At 34.0% G+C, this 15,205-nt stretch carries 12 protein-coding genes; 9 read left to right on the top strand and 3 right to left on the bottom strand.

Annotation, left to right across the window (positions count from 1 at the left end):
* The first annotated feature begins 190 nt into the window (after nucleotides 1-190).
* From DU428_RS05405 to DU428_RS05385, 5 genes are read left to right on the top strand one after another with little or no spacing between them, the layout of a single operon-like run.
* Nucleotides 191-2,227 carry a M3 family metallopeptidase gene (locus DU428_RS05405; RefSeq protein ID WP_113966274.1) on the top strand — a complete coding sequence of 679 codons (2,037 nt, stop codon included), beginning with the start codon at nucleotides 191-193 and terminating at the stop codon, nucleotides 2,225-2,227.
* A gap of 5 nt (nucleotides 2,228-2,232) precedes the next feature.
* Nucleotides 2,233-2,664: a hypothetical protein gene (locus tag DU428_RS05400; protein WP_113966273.1), complete on the top strand. Its 432-nt coding sequence runs from the start codon at nucleotides 2,233-2,235 to the stop codon at nucleotides 2,662-2,664.
* A gap of 2 nt (nucleotides 2,665-2,666) precedes the next feature.
* Nucleotides 2,667-3,569, top strand: coding sequence for a TIGR01777 family oxidoreductase (locus DU428_RS05395; protein WP_113966272.1), 903 nt, complete (start codon nucleotides 2,667-2,669; stop codon nucleotides 3,567-3,569).
* A 45-nt stretch (nucleotides 3,570-3,614) separates the two neighbouring features.
* A complete protein-coding gene (locus DU428_RS05390) occupies nucleotides 3,615-4,169 on the top strand; it encodes a sigma-70 family RNA polymerase sigma factor (protein ID WP_072349844.1) in 555 nt (184 codons plus the stop codon).
* Between the two features lies 1 nt (nucleotide 4,170).
* The gene (locus DU428_RS05385; protein ID WP_113966271.1) at nucleotides 4,171-4,434 is read left to right on the top strand and encodes a hypothetical protein; all 264 of its coding nucleotides are present in this window, start codon (nucleotides 4,171-4,173) and stop codon (nucleotides 4,432-4,434) included.
* On the opposite strand, the gene DU428_RS05380 is transcribed toward DU428_RS05385, so the two are convergent.
* Complete coding sequence (locus DU428_RS05380) at nucleotides 4,402-5,235, bottom strand: UbiA prenyltransferase family protein (protein WP_243633449.1); 834 nt, start codon at nucleotides 5,233-5,235, stop codon at nucleotides 4,402-4,404. The two genes, DU428_RS05385 and DU428_RS05380, sit on opposite strands and share 33 nt — an antisense overlap.
* Before the next feature lie 125 nt (nucleotides 5,236-5,360).
* On the opposite strand from DU428_RS05380, the gene gcvP reads away from it, so the two are divergent.
* The 4 genes from gcvP to DU428_RS05360 all read left to right on the top strand — a co-directional run bounded on the left by gcvP (nucleotide 5,361) and on the right by DU428_RS05360 (nucleotide 10,911).
* Nucleotides 5,361-8,210 (top strand): aminomethyl-transferring glycine dehydrogenase, encoded by a 2,850-nt coding sequence (gcvP, locus tag DU428_RS05375; protein WP_113966269.1) that lies wholly within the window; start codon nucleotides 5,361-5,363, stop codon nucleotides 8,208-8,210.
* A 183-nt stretch (nucleotides 8,211-8,393) separates the two neighbouring features.
* Nucleotides 8,394-9,452 (top strand): 3-oxoacyl-ACP synthase III family protein, encoded by a 1,059-nt coding sequence (locus DU428_RS05370; protein ID WP_072349848.1) that lies wholly within the window; start codon nucleotides 8,394-8,396, stop codon nucleotides 9,450-9,452.
* A gap of 34 nt (nucleotides 9,453-9,486) precedes the next feature.
* Nucleotides 9,487-10,023 carry a methyltransferase domain-containing protein gene (locus DU428_RS05365; RefSeq protein ID WP_113966268.1) on the top strand — a complete coding sequence of 179 codons (537 nt, stop codon included), beginning with the start codon at nucleotides 9,487-9,489 and terminating at the stop codon, nucleotides 10,021-10,023.
* Nucleotides 10,024-10,038: 15 nt separating this feature from the next.
* Nucleotides 10,039-10,911 (top strand): glycosyltransferase family 2 protein, encoded by an 873-nt coding sequence (locus DU428_RS05360; protein ID WP_072350015.1) that lies wholly within the window; start codon nucleotides 10,039-10,041, stop codon nucleotides 10,909-10,911.
* A 35-nt stretch (nucleotides 10,912-10,946) separates the two neighbouring features.
* Here the strand turns inward: DU428_RS05360 and DU428_RS05355 are convergent, their stop codons facing one another.
* Nucleotides 10,947-14,195 carry a T9SS type A sorting domain-containing protein gene (locus DU428_RS05355; protein WP_113966267.1) on the bottom strand — a complete coding sequence of 1,083 codons (3,249 nt, stop codon included), beginning with the start codon at nucleotides 14,193-14,195 and terminating at the stop codon, nucleotides 10,947-10,949.
* Between the two features lie 174 nt (nucleotides 14,196-14,369).
* The gene (locus tag DU428_RS05350; protein WP_113966266.1) at nucleotides 14,370-15,173 is read right to left on the bottom strand and encodes a DNA/RNA non-specific endonuclease; all 804 of its coding nucleotides are present in this window, start codon (nucleotides 15,171-15,173) and stop codon (nucleotides 14,370-14,372) included.
* Nucleotides 15,174-15,205: the final 32 nt, after the last annotated feature.

Below are 15,205 nucleotides of genomic sequence, written 5' to 3'. Positions count from 1 at the left end.
TAAATCCGTTAAAACAAAATATATGTGAGTTTTTTCCATAAAAAAACCTCGACTTACGTCGAGGTTTTCTAGCTATTAATCAATAATTTTATTAATGAGTAACCAACTCATATGAAAAAAATCATGGCAAATATATAAAACTATTGCTATGCACGCACAACAAAATTTTAATTTAACAAAATTTTAAAACATGGTCAAGAATATACTCACACAACCTTTTAATACAGAATTTCAAACTGCACCTTTTTCAAAGATAAAAAACGAAGATTTTCTTCCTGCTTTTAAACAAACAATCCAGGATGCAAAAGCTGAAATAGAAGCTATTACAGCAAATCCTGAAGCACCTACATTTGAAAATACGATAGAAGCTTTAGATTTCGCCGGAGAACAATTAGACAGAATTTCTAGTATATTTTTCAATTTAAATTCTGCTGAAACAAATGATGAAATTCAAAAAATCGCTCAAGAAGTTTCTCCTTTACTTTCAGAATTCAGTAACGACATTACACTAAATGAAGATTTATTCAAAAGAGTAAAAGCTGTTTATGAAGCAAAAGACGCTTTAACATTAACTACAGAGCAAGCAACGCTTTTAGATAAAAAATATAAAGGTTTCTCTAGAAACGGAGCAAATTTACCGGAGGACAAAAAGCAAGAACTTCGTGAAATAGACAAGCAACTAAGCAAATTGAAATTACAGTTTGGCGAAAATGTTTTAGCCGAAACCAACAAGTTTGAAATGCACCTTACAAACGAAGAGGATCTATCTGGATTACCAGAAGGTGCTAAAGAAGCTGCAAAACAAGTTGCGGAATCTAAAGGAAAAGAAGGTTGGGTAATTACTTTAGATTACCCTAGCTATATTCCGTTTATGACCTATGCAGATAATCGAGAACTAAGAAAAAAACTTGCCCTAGCTTCCGGAAGCAAAGCGTTCAACAATGATGAATTAGACAACCAAGATATCGTTTTACAAATTGCTAACTTACGTCATAAACGTGCTAATTTATTAGGTTATAAAACACATGCTCATTTCGTTTTAGAAGAAAGAATGGCTAAAACTCCTGAAAAAGTAACCGACTTTTTAAACGAGTTATTAGAAAAAGCGAAACCAGCCGCACAGGAAGAATTCAAAAACCTTGAAAAGTTTGCTAAAGAAGTTGATAATATAGATGCGCTTCAAAAATGGGATTCGGCTTATTATTCTGAAAAATTAAAACAAAAACTCTTCAGCTTAGATGACGAACAACTAAAACCATACTTCAAACTAGAAAACGTTATTGATGGGGCATTTACCGTAGCTAACAAATTATTCGGTTTACAATTTGAAGAAATTCATACGATAGACAAATACCATGAAGACGTATTAACCTACCAAGTAAAGGATGAAAAGGGAGAATTAGTTTCTATTTTCTATGCAGATTTTTTCCCTAGAGCAGGAAAAAGAAATGGTGCTTGGATGACTAGTTACAAATCACAAAGTATTAAAAACGGAATCAATGACAGACCGCATGTTTCTATTGTTTGCAATTTCACTAAGCCAACAAAAAGCAAGCCTTCTCTCCTAACCTTTAGCGAGGTAACAACTTTATTCCATGAATTTGGCCATGCGCTGCACGGTATGCTAGCAAATACAAACTACCCAAGCTTATCAGGAACTAGTGTTTATTGGGATTTCGTAGAACTTCCTAGTCAGGTTTTAGAAAACTGGTGCTACGAAAAAGAGGCTTTAGAACTTTTTGCAAAACATTACGAAACAGGCGAAGTAATTCCGATGGAATTAATTCAGAAAATAAAAGAATCTGCTACTTTTCATGAAGGTATGCAAACGCTTCGCCAATTAAGCTTCGGTTTATTAGATATGTCATGGCATGCCCAAGATCCTTCCGGAATAACAAATGTAAAAGCTCACGAAAAAGAATCTTTTTCAAACACAAGGCTTTATCCAGATGTAGCTGAAAACTGTATGAGTACCGCTTTCTCACATATCTTTCAAGGAGGATATTCTTCCGGATATTATAGCTATAAATGGGCAGAAGTTTTAGATGCAGATGCATTTGAATATTTTAAAGAAGAAGGAATTTTTAATAAAACAGTAGCTTCCAAATTCAAAGAAAACGTATTAAGCAAAGGTGGAACAGAAAACCCAATGACCTTATACAAACGTTTTAGAGGACAAGAACCAAAACCAGAAGCACTTTTAAGAAGAGCTGGATTAATTAAATAAAATTTATGAAAATAGACATTCCAAATTGGGTAATTGTTCTTGGCGGAATTGGACAGATTTTCACTGCGCTAATTTATCCGTATATTAGACATAAGGTTTTTGACTGGTATAATGATGTAAAACAACTTAAACCATTAAATCAGGAAATAGCAAAAACCTACGGAAGATATATTCAAGGTTTAAATTTCTCATTTGGAATGATTGCTATTTTAATGCCTGCAGATTTAAAAAACCATACAAACCTAGCAATAGCTCTTACCGGATTAATTGCTGCATATTGGGTAGGAAAAGTTTTAACACAAATTGCTTATTATCCTATGTATGATATTCCGCAGAAAAAGATATTTAAAATAGGAAGCTATTTCATGAATACTTTGTTTGTGTTTTTCGCAGTAGTTTATGCACTTTTATTTACAGTAAACATAACAAACACCTAACTATGAAAACGATACTTATTGCCGGCGGAACTGGTTTTATTGGCCAAACTCTAGAAAAACATTTTACAAACAAAGGCCACCAAGTTAAAATACTTAGTCGCCACCCAAGTCGTGAAAACGAAATATATTGGAATGCAAAAGACCTAGAAGATTCATGGGTTTCGCATCTTGAAAACCTGGATGTTTTAATCAATCTTACCGGAAAAAACATTAATTGTAAGTTTACTGAAAAGAATAAAGAATTAATTACGAAATCCCGTATAGACAGTACAAAGATTCTAGGAAAAGCAATTGACACTTGCCAAAACCCTCCGAAACTTTGGATGAACTCCTCCACCACTTCCTTGTATAAAGATTCTTTCGACACAGAAATGAGTGAAGAAAATCACGAAATTGGAAACGATTTCGAAAAAGAAGTTGCTGAAGTTTGGGAAGAAGCATTTTACGCAAGTGAAAATCCTAAAACCAGGAAAATTATTATTCGTACTTCACTGGTATTCGGTAAAGGTGACGGAGCCTTTGTTCCCCTAAAAAAACTAACACAATTTGGTTTAGGTGGAAAACAAGGTAGCGGAAAACAAAAAGTAAGTTGGATTCACCAAACAGATTTTGCAAGAGCCATAGAGTTTTTAATGAATAAAGAAGATGCAAGTGGTCCATTTAATTTCTGTGTACCAAATCCGATAAGTAATAATTACATGATGGAAGCTTTCCGAAAAGCTATAGGTATTCCTTTTGGACTTCCTAGCCCGGAATTCATTCTGAAAATTGGCGCTTACTTTATACAAACAGAGCCTGAGCTAATTTTAAAAAGCAGAAACGTAATTCCTAAAAAACTTCTTGACAGCGGTTTTGAATTTCAATACTCTACAATAGAAGCAGCATTAAAAGATTTGATAGATTAAAAGCTATTAATTGCTTACTTTTGATAAGAACTAGCAAAACAGATTATGCCAAAGCATAAAATAGACCCTAATAATTGGATTGATTTATATTCCGATTACCTCTTCAATTATACGATTACCCGTGTAAACGATAGAGATTTGGCTAAGGACTTAATTCAAGAAACCTTTTTTGCTGGTTTAAAATCTATGAAAAACTTTAAAGGCGAAGCTAGTGAACGCACTTGGCTTATTTCAATTTTAAAACGTAAGATCATAGATTACTACCGAAAAATCAATTCGAACAAAGCTAAGGCAGAAGTTAGAATAAAATACAATTCTGATACCGAATCTGAAGGCGATTGGTTAGAAGAACGCGTAGCAGATCCATTTGACAAAACTGCTGAAGACACTCTAGAAAACGAAGAACTTGGCGAAGCAATTTACAGCTGCCTAGAAAAACTACCCGAAAAACATGCTGCTGTTTTTAAAATGAAAACCATAGAAGGTATGGACACAGAAACAATTTGTAATGAACTAAATATCACTGCGTCTAATCTTTGGGTGATAATTCACCGAGCAAGAACAGCAATGGCTACCTGCATGGAGAAAAACTGGTTTTAATATGAATACAGAAGATACAAGAAGAAAATCTTGTCAAAAAGCAAGTCTTATTTGTGATAAAGTACAATACCAAGAAGCAACTTTTTTTGAAAAAACGAAGCTTCTTTTTCACGTTTTGATGTGCAGAATGTGTCGTAAATACACACAGCAAAACAAAAAACTTACACAAAGCATAAATAAGGCACAAGTTACTTGTATGCAGAAACAGGAAAAGGAAACATTAAAAGAAACTTTAAGCCGTGCCATACAAGAGCAACAAAGCTAACCATAATATTGGCAAGCCTTCCACCCAAAAAGAACTATAATATTTCCTTTGGTTTTCTTTAGAAAACACAATAAAAAGCATTGTTATAAAAACTACAACAGCCAGTATAAACACCGCATTATAATTCATAGTATCTTTAAAAAACTCTAAAAACAAAAACATACCTAAGAGACAAACTCCTATGGCTTTTGTTTTATAAATCCCTATTTTTTGAGGTAAAGTAGAAAGCTTCAAGCTATCATAACTTAAATCTCTTATTTCAAACGGAAGCATCAAAACTAATACAAACACAAAACGTTGTAACATCATAATAAACACGTCTGCAGAAAATAACACACCATTTTCAACTACCGGAAGCAAGACTGTTGCAACAGACCAAACAAGAGCAATAATATAAATTTTTAGTCCTCCTATCTCCCGAAGATTTTGCTTACTATCCACAAAAATATTTCTTGGTAAAAAAGGAATTGCATACAAAAATGTAATAGTTGCTAAAACTAAAATATAACACCAGGTTACAGCTTCTAATTTAAAAGCAAAATACACTAAAGCAAAAAAACAAATAAAAGAAAAAAGCTGCACAGCCTTTAGCCAATTAGTAAGGCTTCTATGGTGAAATTTCGCTAAGCCAAAATATTTCACGAAATTATATCCCGTAATAGTAGCAAAAAAATTGAACAATAAAACAGAGAAATCGCACGGAATTTCAAGCCGAATGAAGCTAACCCAAGTTAAAGCAAGCACACTTGAAGCCACATGAATACTAGCGTTGATATAAAAATCGAAAAGCTGTTTTAACATTCGCATTCTACAAAAATACACAAACTGTTAATAAAGAGTTTATTTGGTTAAAAACTTTCAATCTAGACAATTAAAAAACCACAACAATTGCGTATTTTTGCACCACAAAACACAACTCATTAAGAATGAATACAAACACATTTGCACTTCGTCATATTGGTCCGAGAGAAGCAGACCAAAAACAAATGCTGAAAACCATTGGTGTGGACAGTTTAGACCAACTTATCTACGAAACAATTCCAGATGATATTCGTCTACAAAAAGAACTTGATTTAAATGAAGCAATGAGTGAGCAGGAATACCTAGATCACTTAAATGAAGTTTCAAATAAAAATAAAGTTTATAAAACATATATTGGTTTAGGATACCACCCAACCATTTTGCCTGCAGTTATTCAACGTAACATTTTAGAAAATCCGGGTTGGTATACAGCTTACACACCTTACCAAGCTGAGATTGCTCAAGGACGTTTAGAAGCACTTTTAAACTTCCAAACCATGATTTCAGACCTTACAGGAATGGAACTTGCTAACGCATCACTTCTAGATGAAAGTACAGCTGCTGCAGAAGCTATGAGCTTACTTTTTGCTGTTAGAGAAAGAGAGCAAAAGAAAAACAAAGTAAACAAGTTTTTTGTTTCAGAAAACATTTTACCACAAACACTTTCTTTATTAGAAACTAGATCTAACCCAATTGGAGTAGAATTAGTTGTAGGTAAAGAAGAGGATTTCGACTTTTCTTCAGAATTCTTCGGAGCTATTTTACAATACCCAGGAAAAGACGGACAAATTACAGACATCGAAACATTTATCGCAAAAGCGAAAGATGCACAAATAAAAGTAGCTGTTGCTGCAGATATTTTAAGCTTAGTAAAACTTGAAGCTCCTGGTAAATTTGGTGCAGATGTAGTAGTTGGAACCACACAACGTTTCGGAATCCCGATGGGTTACGGTGGACCACACGCTGCATATTTTGCAACAAAAGAAGCATACAAGCGTGATATTCCAGGACGTATCATTGGTGTAACCAAAGATGCTAACGGAAACAGAGCTTTACGTATGGCTTTACAAACTAGAGAGCAACATATTAAACGTGACAGAGCAACTTCAAATATTTGTACTGCACAGGTATTACTTGCTGTTATGGCAGGAATGTACGCTGTATACCACGGACCAAAAGGTTTAGAGTTTATTGCTAATAATGTACACAATGCAGCTTCAACTCTTGCAGATGCATTAGAAAAATTAGGATTCAAACAAACGAACACTTCTTACTTCGATACGCTTCAAATTAAAACGAAAGCTAAAAAAGTAAGAAAAGCAGCTTTAAAGAAAAAAGTGAACTTCTTTTACCCAGATAAAGAGACAGTAACTATTTCTTTAAACGAAACAACCACTGTTAAAGATTTAAATCATATCATTTCGATTTTTGTTGAAGTAGCTAAGAAAGAAACTATCACAGTTTCTTCATTTACTGAAGCTAATAATATTCAAAAAGGACTAGAAAGAAAAACAGAGTTCCTAACTTTAGATGTATTTAACACGCACCATTCTGAAACAGAATTAATGCGTTATATCAAAAAGTTAGAGCGTAAAGATTTATCGCTTAACCATTCTATGATTTCACTTGGTTCTTGTACCATGAAATTAAATGCTGCAGCAGAAATGTTACCATTAAGCTGGAATAAGTGGGGTAATATTCACCCATTCGTTCCTTTAAAACAAGCTAAAGGTTACACTACTGTTTTAAGAGAATTAGAAGAACAACTTACAGAAATCACTGGTTTTGCTGCAACTTCATTACAGCCAAATTCTGGTGCACAAGGAGAGTTCGCAGGATTAATGGTTATTAGAGCTTATCATGAATCTCGTGGAGATCACCACAGAAACATTTGCTTAATTCCTAGTTCTGCACACGGAACAAACCCTGCAAGTGCAGTAATGGCAGGAATGAAAGTGGTAGTAACAAAATCTACGGAAGAAGGAAATATAGACGTTGAAGACTTACGTGAAAAAGCAATTTTACACAAAGACAACTTATCTTGTCTAATGGTAACCTATCCTTCTACTCATGGAGTTTACGAAGCTTCTATAAAAGAAATCACTAAAATCATTCACGATAATGGTGGTCAAGTTTATATGGATGGAGCAAACATGAACGCTCAAGTAGGATTAACAAACCCAGGAAATATTGGTGCAGATGTTTGTCACTTAAATTTACATAAAACATTTGCTATTCCTCACGGAGGTGGAGGACCAGGAGTTGGACCAATTTGTGTTGCTAAGCAATTAGCTCCGTTCCTACCTGGAAACCCTGTAGTAAAAACTGGAGGAAAAAATGCAATTTCAGCTATTTCATCAGCACCATTTGGTTCTGCTTTAGTTTGCCTAATTTCTTATGGATATATAAAAATGCTTGGTGCTAAAGGACTAACAAACTCTACAAAAGTAGCTATCTTAAATGCCAACTATATCAAAACAAGATTAGAAGGTCATTTTGATACTTTATATTCTGGAGAACGCGGTCGTGCTGCACACGAAATGATTGTTGATTGCCGCGCTTTTAAAGCAAACGGAATTGAGGTTTCTGATATTGCAAAACGTTTAATGGATTATGGTTTCCATGCTCCAACTGTTTCTTTCCCTGTAGCAGGAACACTAATGATTGAGCCTACAGAAAGTGAAAGTAAACCAGAAATAGACCGTTTCTGTGACGCATTAATTTCTATTAGAAAAGAAATTGACAACGCTACTAAAGAAGACGAAGTTAACGTGCTTAAAAATGCACCACATACATTAGATATGCTAACAGCAAGTGACTGGGATTTCCCTTACTCACGTGAAACTGCAGCTTATCCGCTAGACTTTGTAAAAGACAATAAATTCTGGCCTACAGTAAGACGAGTGGATGATGCTTACGGAGACAGAAACTTAATTTGTACTTGTGCTCCTATTGAAGAATATATGGATGCATAAGACAATGTGAATTTTAATTATAAGAAAGCCTTCAATTTTTGAAGGCTTTTTTTATCATATTTTAAATTTCCTTCTTAAATTTAGGTTTTAGAAAAATAAGCGACTAATAATAGTAAAACATGATTTAGTTAAATTATTATTAACTAATTTCGTATAAGTAGTACAATTAATCAATAAAAGATCATGGCAATAAAAATAACAGGAACTGGAAGCTACGTACCAGACGTTGTTAAAAAAAATGAGGATTTCAACCAAAACGAATTTCTTAATACAGATGGTAGTTCCATCAAACAGAAAAATGAGGTTATTATTCAGAAATTTAAAGCCATTACTGGAATTAAAGAGCGCCGTTATACTGAAGAGCATCTAACAACTTCAGACCTTGCTTTTTATGCCGCAAAGAAAGCCATTGAAGACGCAAATATAAATCCAGAAGAGCTAGACTATATTATTGTAGGGCATAATTATGGAGATATAAAACACAATACTGAACAAAGTGATACGGTACCTAGTATTGGCTCACGAGTAAAGCATTTATTAGGAATAAGAAGCCCTAAATGTGTGGCTTACGATTTACTTTTTGGGTGCCCAGGTTGGAACCAAGGAGTTATTCACGCTAGTGCTTTCATTAAAGCCGGTTTAGCAAAAAAATGTTTAATTATTGGCGCTGAAACCTTATCTCGCGTAGTTGATAAACACGATAGAGACTCCATGATTTATAGTGATGGTGCAGGAGCAGTTATTCTTGAAGAAACAAAGGAAGAAGGAGGAATAATCAACCAAGTAAGTGCTACCCATACAGTAGATGAAGCACATTTTATTTACTTTGGTGAAACAAACAACCCGGAAAGTAAAGACCATCGTAAATACATCAAGATGTATGGTAGAAAGATTTACGAATTCGCTTTAAACCAAGTACCAGCAGCTATGAAAGCTTGTTTAGACAATAGCGGTTATGAGATAAAAGATTTAAAGAAAATACTTATCCACCAAGCCAATGAAAAAATGGATGAAGCTATCGTACAACGATTCTACAAGTTATATGATATGGAAATGCCTCAAGATATCATGCCCATGACCATAAGCATGCTTGGAAATTCTAGCGTTGCTACCGTACCTACCTTATACGATATGATTTTAAAAGGGAAGCTAGAAGGGCAAAGCATTAACAAAGGAGATCTTATTATGTTTGCTAGTGTTGGAGCTGGAATGAATATCAATGCTATCGTTTATAAATATTAATTAGTATGGACATACTAATTTACAGAAACTGAAGATGTACGAAAAAACATACCCCAACAAACGCTTTAAACTAACAGCAGAATTTCTAACCAAACATATTGAACCTCAAGCTAAAATCTTAGACCTAGGAGTTGAAAACCCATTTTCTAAAATCATGAAAGATAATGGATACTCGGTGGAAAACACCAAGGGTGAAGATTTAGATTTAGACACACAAACAATAGAAAAATCGGATGCGACGGTAGTTACAGCTTTTGAAATTTTCGAGCATCTACTTTCACCATTTACTGTCTTACAAAGCATTAAAGCAGACAAATTAGTCGCTAGTGTACCGCTTAAACTCTGGTTTGCTTCTGCATACAGAAGTAAAACCGATATGCGAGACAGACATTTTCACGAGTTTGAAGATTGGCAGTTTGACTGGCTTTTAGAAAAAGCTGGTTGGAAAATCATAGACATGCAAAAATGGACCAATCCTACCAAGAAAATTGGAATTAGACCTATTTTACGTTTCTTCACCCCTAGATATTATATTGTTTATGCTGAAAGAGTAGAAGAATCCAACCTCTAAATGCTAATCAACAATATGGATTTCTATATCGTTATACCTGCACACAATGAAGAAAAGTTTATAGAACAAACGCTAAGCTCTCTAGCGAATCAAACTTTACTTCCTAAGAGATTAGTGGTAGTTAATGATCATTCTACCGACAATACCGAAAAGATTGTATCTGATTTTCAGGAAGAACACAATTGGATTTCTTTAGTAAATAGTAATTCCTCAGATAAACATCTTCCTGGAGCGAAAATCATCAATGCCTTTTATAAGGGCTATGAAACGCTAGATGAGGATTATGATGTGATTTGCAAATTTGATGCGGATTTAATATTCCCTAGCAATTATTTAGAAAAGTTAGCCGATCATTTTAAGGCAAACAAAAGACTTGGCATGGCTTCTGGTTTCTGCTATATTAAAAAAAACAAGGAATGGATTTTAGAAAACCTAACAAGAAAAGACCATATTCGAGGAGCTTTAAAAGCTTATAAAAAAGAGTGTTTTGAACAGATAGGAAAACTAAAACCTTCAATGGGATGGGATACTATTGACGAGCTATTATCTAAATATTACGATTGGGAAATACTTACAGACGAAACCCTACATGTAAAGCATTTAAAACCTACTGGCATTAGCTATAATAAAGCCTCAAAACACCTACAAGGAGAAGCTATGTACAAAATGCACTACGGATTTACAATCACTCTTATTTCCGCTATAAAATTAGCTTATAAAAAAGGAAGCTTCGAACTGTTTAAAGACTATATGGCTGGTTATTTAAAAGCAAAAAGAGAAAAGGTAGATTATTTAGTATCCGAAGAACAAGGAGCATTTATTAGAAAACTCCGATGGAACGGTATGCTAGAAAAATTGAAAAAACAAAAAAGCCCTTTCAGTACTTAACTAAAAGGGCTTTTTATATTTCATTCATATAATTTCTAGAACTTCACAAACTTGATATTATCACTTGCTCCGTTCTTCATTTCTAATTTTAGGATATAGACTCCGTCACTTAAATTAGACACAGACAATACTTTGGAATCAAACACACTATAAGAACTCACCAACTTACCATCTATAGAATATATAGAAGCAGCCTTAAGGTTATTTAAATCTGCTATACCAAGTAACTCAAGTGTATCTGCGTTTTCGTCAAACATTACAGAAACAGACTTGACTTCTTCATGATTATCAATACCTAAATTTTCTTGTTGATATACAATAGCATATTGATCATTATAAGTTCCTGCCTCAAAATGAATAGTTGCATCCCCTTCTTTTAAGTTATAATATACATCCGAATGTAAATCTTTTAAAAAGATTGGAGTGTTTTCTGGGAAGTTTAGGGTGTCATTTAAACCAATAGTATAGGCACCTGGTGTTGTTACTTTAATAGTAAGAGGAATCACGTCTTCTATATTAAAAGAGCTTAACCCTTGAATAACTAAAGCGTGTTCTGGAAGATACCATAACATACTATCCGGATAATCACTATAATCAATAGCATCGTAACCATCATCATATCCACTTGATGCGTTTTCATCATATCCTAAAGCAATTTCTCTAGACCTACCTGCAGGATCCGTGAAAAACAACCAGAATTTGGTTCTAGTGTCTTCAGAGTTTATATTGGTTTCATTTCTATAAAAAACAGATTCGTCTAATGACTCTTTTGCAAAAACACGTATATCGTTATTGAATTTCAATGAACCGACAGGGTTACTTTTAGTATTTACAAAAAATCCTTGCCCCACAGCAATATTATCTGTTGGAGCACCTTTAGATTGACTTCCTAAACCACTTCCATATTCATGAGGACTCGCCGCTGCAGCAACACCTGTTAATAAATTTATGGTAGCATAACCTCCCTGGTACTGCCTCCAAACATGTGTATCATTATTTTCAAACTGTTCATAAAAATACAATGCTCCATTTATTACACCTTTATTCAGTTCTATAAAACGGCTAGCACTTATTGCTGAAGGATATGGGTTACCTACTAAGAAGTCATGATTTGCTGTTATATTAGTATATTCATAATCCCCACTATTTGCTTCTCCTGAAAACACATATTCCTCTTTCTGAGTATGGTCATAAACCTCATCATCTCTAAATCGTTTAGGACCTTTCATAGTATAACCAATTCCAGGTTCTATAGGAGTATTTTCATTTATCCTACTCCAACCTGTTATTCCATTAGCAAGATTTTCAGATGCATTATATGTATACAACCATCTCCTGGTTATTTCTACTGATGTATCAGAAAAAGGTGTGTAGGTAGGATCATGTCCATTTACAAAAACAGCAGACCCGTTATCCTTTGCTAAATCACCAATTTTCCATGTACCATCTGTATTTACTGGTGAACTCCAATAATTATAATTATAATGATTCGTAGTTCCTTGCTGTCTTATTTTAAGCTTTCCAGAACCAGAATTTTGAGACTCCCCTTCATGCTTTTGAATAAGTTGAGCTTCTCCTAGCAAATCAATAGTTCCATTATTTTTAATATGAATTCCATTCTGCACAGTTAATTCAACACCATCTGCAACATTTAAAGTAGCTCCGTTCTTAACTTCTATCTCACAAACGTATGCATTATTAGATAACTCTGCAGGCTGACCACGTTTAATTATTAAGAGTTTATCATAATCCGACTCATTAGGTGCTCCACTAACCCCAGAGCCTCCAGTAAAACTTGTGCCGTCCCAAATTATAACTTTCTTTTTATATCGTAAAGTAAAGTGACTGTTGTTCCCAATATCTAAATCATTAACAGTAGCTAAATGTCCATCTTCGCTAATTTCTAAAACATGATGTGTTGTTTCAGAAAACAAAGAATTATAATCGTAATCAGTTATTGTTGCTGTGTTATAATTATAAGAATCACTACCAATAACTAGTTCTAATCCTTCAAAATAACACTTTTCAAAAATATCTGAAAGGTTAATAATATTTGAAATATCAATTGACATATTGATAGAGCCAAGATTGGTTCCTCCATTACCGTTTCCTCCTCCATTACCGTTTCCTCCTCCATTACCGTTTCCTCCGCCATTATTGTTTCCTCCGCCATTATTGTTTCCGTTGCCTCTACTATTTCTACTAGCACTTTTACTAACCCTCCATATTGTATTTAGGTATGTATAACCATCATCTCCATCAACAGTTTTATCAAACTTATAGTCTTGCTCTTTTCTATTTTGCCCCCAAAAAAAATATTTAGGTTTTCCATTATTATTAATATTTCCATCAGGTCTCTTTACACGTATTATTCCTGTACCCTGAGATTCAAAATGCTCCTCGTTATTAACACTAGCAATACCAGCTACATGATGATCAAAATTTCCGTTTTCATGTTTATCATGTACATACAAATCATTTTCTTCAAGTGGAATATTATATTTTGCTGATAAGTAATTATGTATAATTATGCGTTCTGCATCATTAACATTTCTTTTTAATATTATAGTTTCAGCAATGTCTCCATCTAAATAATGCCCTCCATATGCCCCATCTACCCAACCAAGCCATAACTTTTCACTACTATGATTAATTCGATTAAAATAAACACGGTCATTATCCTCAAAGTTTTCATTTTTAAACAAACGAACATAATCTTTATCGTAGTCTAAATTAAGTATATAGTTCTGCTCATAAGAAACTGCAGTAGTAACTTTATTTAAATTCCAATCTCTCACATAGCCTCCAACTGATGCTTCACCATTATTTCTAACCAAAGCAAAACCATCTAGCCAAGTAGAATTAGAAGTTTTACTCACAAAACCACCCCACTTATCTGTATTACTAGTTAAATTTCCAACAACAAACACCGATATAGTATTTGGCTTTAATGATACAGCATCATTCACTCCTAATCTTTCTGAATTATATTTATCGAAACGAACTTCAGGGTATCCATTAATCTGGTTTGAAATAAACATTGGCCCAGTTCCTAAAGGTGCTCTAGCCGTATTTACATAACCAGAATTATCACTCCAAGTAGTCACTTCAGAATTATCTGCTTGATTAAGTGAATTTGCATCCAACCACAACACTAAATCTGAAGCCCCATCTGTTGAACCAACCCCACCAGGTCCGTTTGGAACTTGGGCTTGAGAAAACAATGGGTTAAATAAAAAGCTAAATAAAGTTAAAGTGAAGATTTTAAGGTACTTGTTCATCATATTTATCAAAAATTTTGGGCCTGCAAAAGTACCAATTAATATATGATGTTAATTGAGAATTAAATCTTTTCGATGAAGCACGGATATTCCCGACAAAACACACAAAAAACTCCCCTAACTCCTTTTAATCAAAGGAATTAAGCTTCATAAAAAGTAAAAAGCATTAGATTTCTACTAAAAACTCCAATGTTTATAATCTGCTGAAGCTTCTAAAGTATTTTCTATAGAGTCCTCTAATTGATGGAAGAAATCAATTCCTGTTAGTTCTTCAATTTTATCTACAGAAACCACGAAGTTGTAGAGTGGTTCATTAGAATCTTTATGAGGTATTAAGAAAGCTAACATTTTCGTTTTCCCGGTATTATTATCTATTAGCACTTTATAGAAATAATTAGGTACCGCTACATTTTCTTCGCCTATGGTTTTCATATCTCCTTTTAAAACTCCGCCAGTAACAACAAATACCCCATCGTACTTACTTGCCCAATAACGAGTTTTCTGTTCCAACCTATTCCATATTCCTGCGTTAAACTCATGCTCTTGCGGAGAGATATTAGATGTTAAAAATGTCTCATCGTGTGCAGCCTTACTATATCTTCTGTCTCCTGCCGGACAAAGATGTCCGCGATCATAACCAGATTGCTTATAATTTCGCCAATGTGCGGCCTTAGTTTTTACTGCTTTATCTACTTCAAAATAAGGTCTTTTAAAATTGGAGTTAGATAGGTGGGATTTTTTCAACTCATAAGCAACCCACTCTGCTTGTTCATGTGCTTCACTATAACTTAAAGAATAACCTTCATGGTGTACTACTTGCCCTGTTGTACTTGTAGGGAGGAAAAACTCGTTTGTATCTGTTTTTACAGCAGCACCACTTTCTATATGTTGAACCTCAATCTTTTTATCAAAATATGCATCATAGGCATAAACTGCAACAAGAATTAATAAGGCTAGTAAGGAGTATAGTTTTCTTTTCATTAAAGTAAAAACCCACAAACTTGAGGTAAGTC

Origin of the sequence: Oceanihabitans sediminis, assembly GCF_003337215.1 — a bacterium.
Classification (GTDB): domain Bacteria; phylum Bacteroidota; class Bacteroidia; order Flavobacteriales; family Flavobacteriaceae; genus Oceanihabitans; species Oceanihabitans sediminis.
This window is presented reverse-complemented; position numbering and strand designations above follow the sequence as displayed.

Excerpts from the sequence above, each read along its gene's own strand:
- DU428_RS05405 (WP_113966274.1), top strand. The coding sequence starts at position 191 with ATGGTCAAGAATATACTCACACAACCTTTTAATACAGAATTTCAAACT.
- DU428_RS05400 (WP_113966273.1), top strand. The coding sequence starts at position 2,233 with ATGAAAATAGACATTCCAAATTGGGTAATTGTTCTTGGCGGAATTGGA.
- DU428_RS05395 (WP_113966272.1), top strand. The coding sequence starts at position 2,667 with ATGAAAACGATACTTATTGCCGGCGGAACTGGTTTTATTGGCCAAACT.
- DU428_RS05390 (WP_072349844.1), top strand. The coding sequence starts at position 3,615 with ATGCCAAAGCATAAAATAGACCCTAATAATTGGATTGATTTATATTCC.
- DU428_RS05385 (WP_113966271.1), top strand. The coding sequence starts at position 4,171 with ATGAATACAGAAGATACAAGAAGAAAATCTTGTCAAAAAGCAAGTCTT.
- DU428_RS05380 (WP_243633449.1), bottom strand. The coding sequence starts at position 5,235 with ATGTTAAAACAGCTTTTCGATTTTTATATCAACGCTAGTATTCATGTG.
- gcvP (WP_113966269.1), top strand. The coding sequence starts at position 5,361 with ATGAATACAAACACATTTGCACTTCGTCATATTGGTCCGAGAGAAGCA.
- DU428_RS05370 (WP_072349848.1), top strand. The coding sequence starts at position 8,394 with ATGGCAATAAAAATAACAGGAACTGGAAGCTACGTACCAGACGTTGTT.
- DU428_RS05365 (WP_113966268.1), top strand. The coding sequence starts at position 9,487 with ATGTACGAAAAAACATACCCCAACAAACGCTTTAAACTAACAGCAGAA.
- DU428_RS05360 (WP_072350015.1), top strand. The coding sequence starts at position 10,039 with ATGGATTTCTATATCGTTATACCTGCACACAATGAAGAAAAGTTTATA.
- DU428_RS05355 (WP_113966267.1), bottom strand. The coding sequence starts at position 14,195 with ATGATGAACAAGTACCTTAAAATCTTCACTTTAACTTTATTTAGCTTT.
- DU428_RS05350 (WP_113966266.1), bottom strand. The coding sequence starts at position 15,173 with ATGAAAAGAAAACTATACTCCTTACTAGCCTTATTAATTCTTGTTGCA.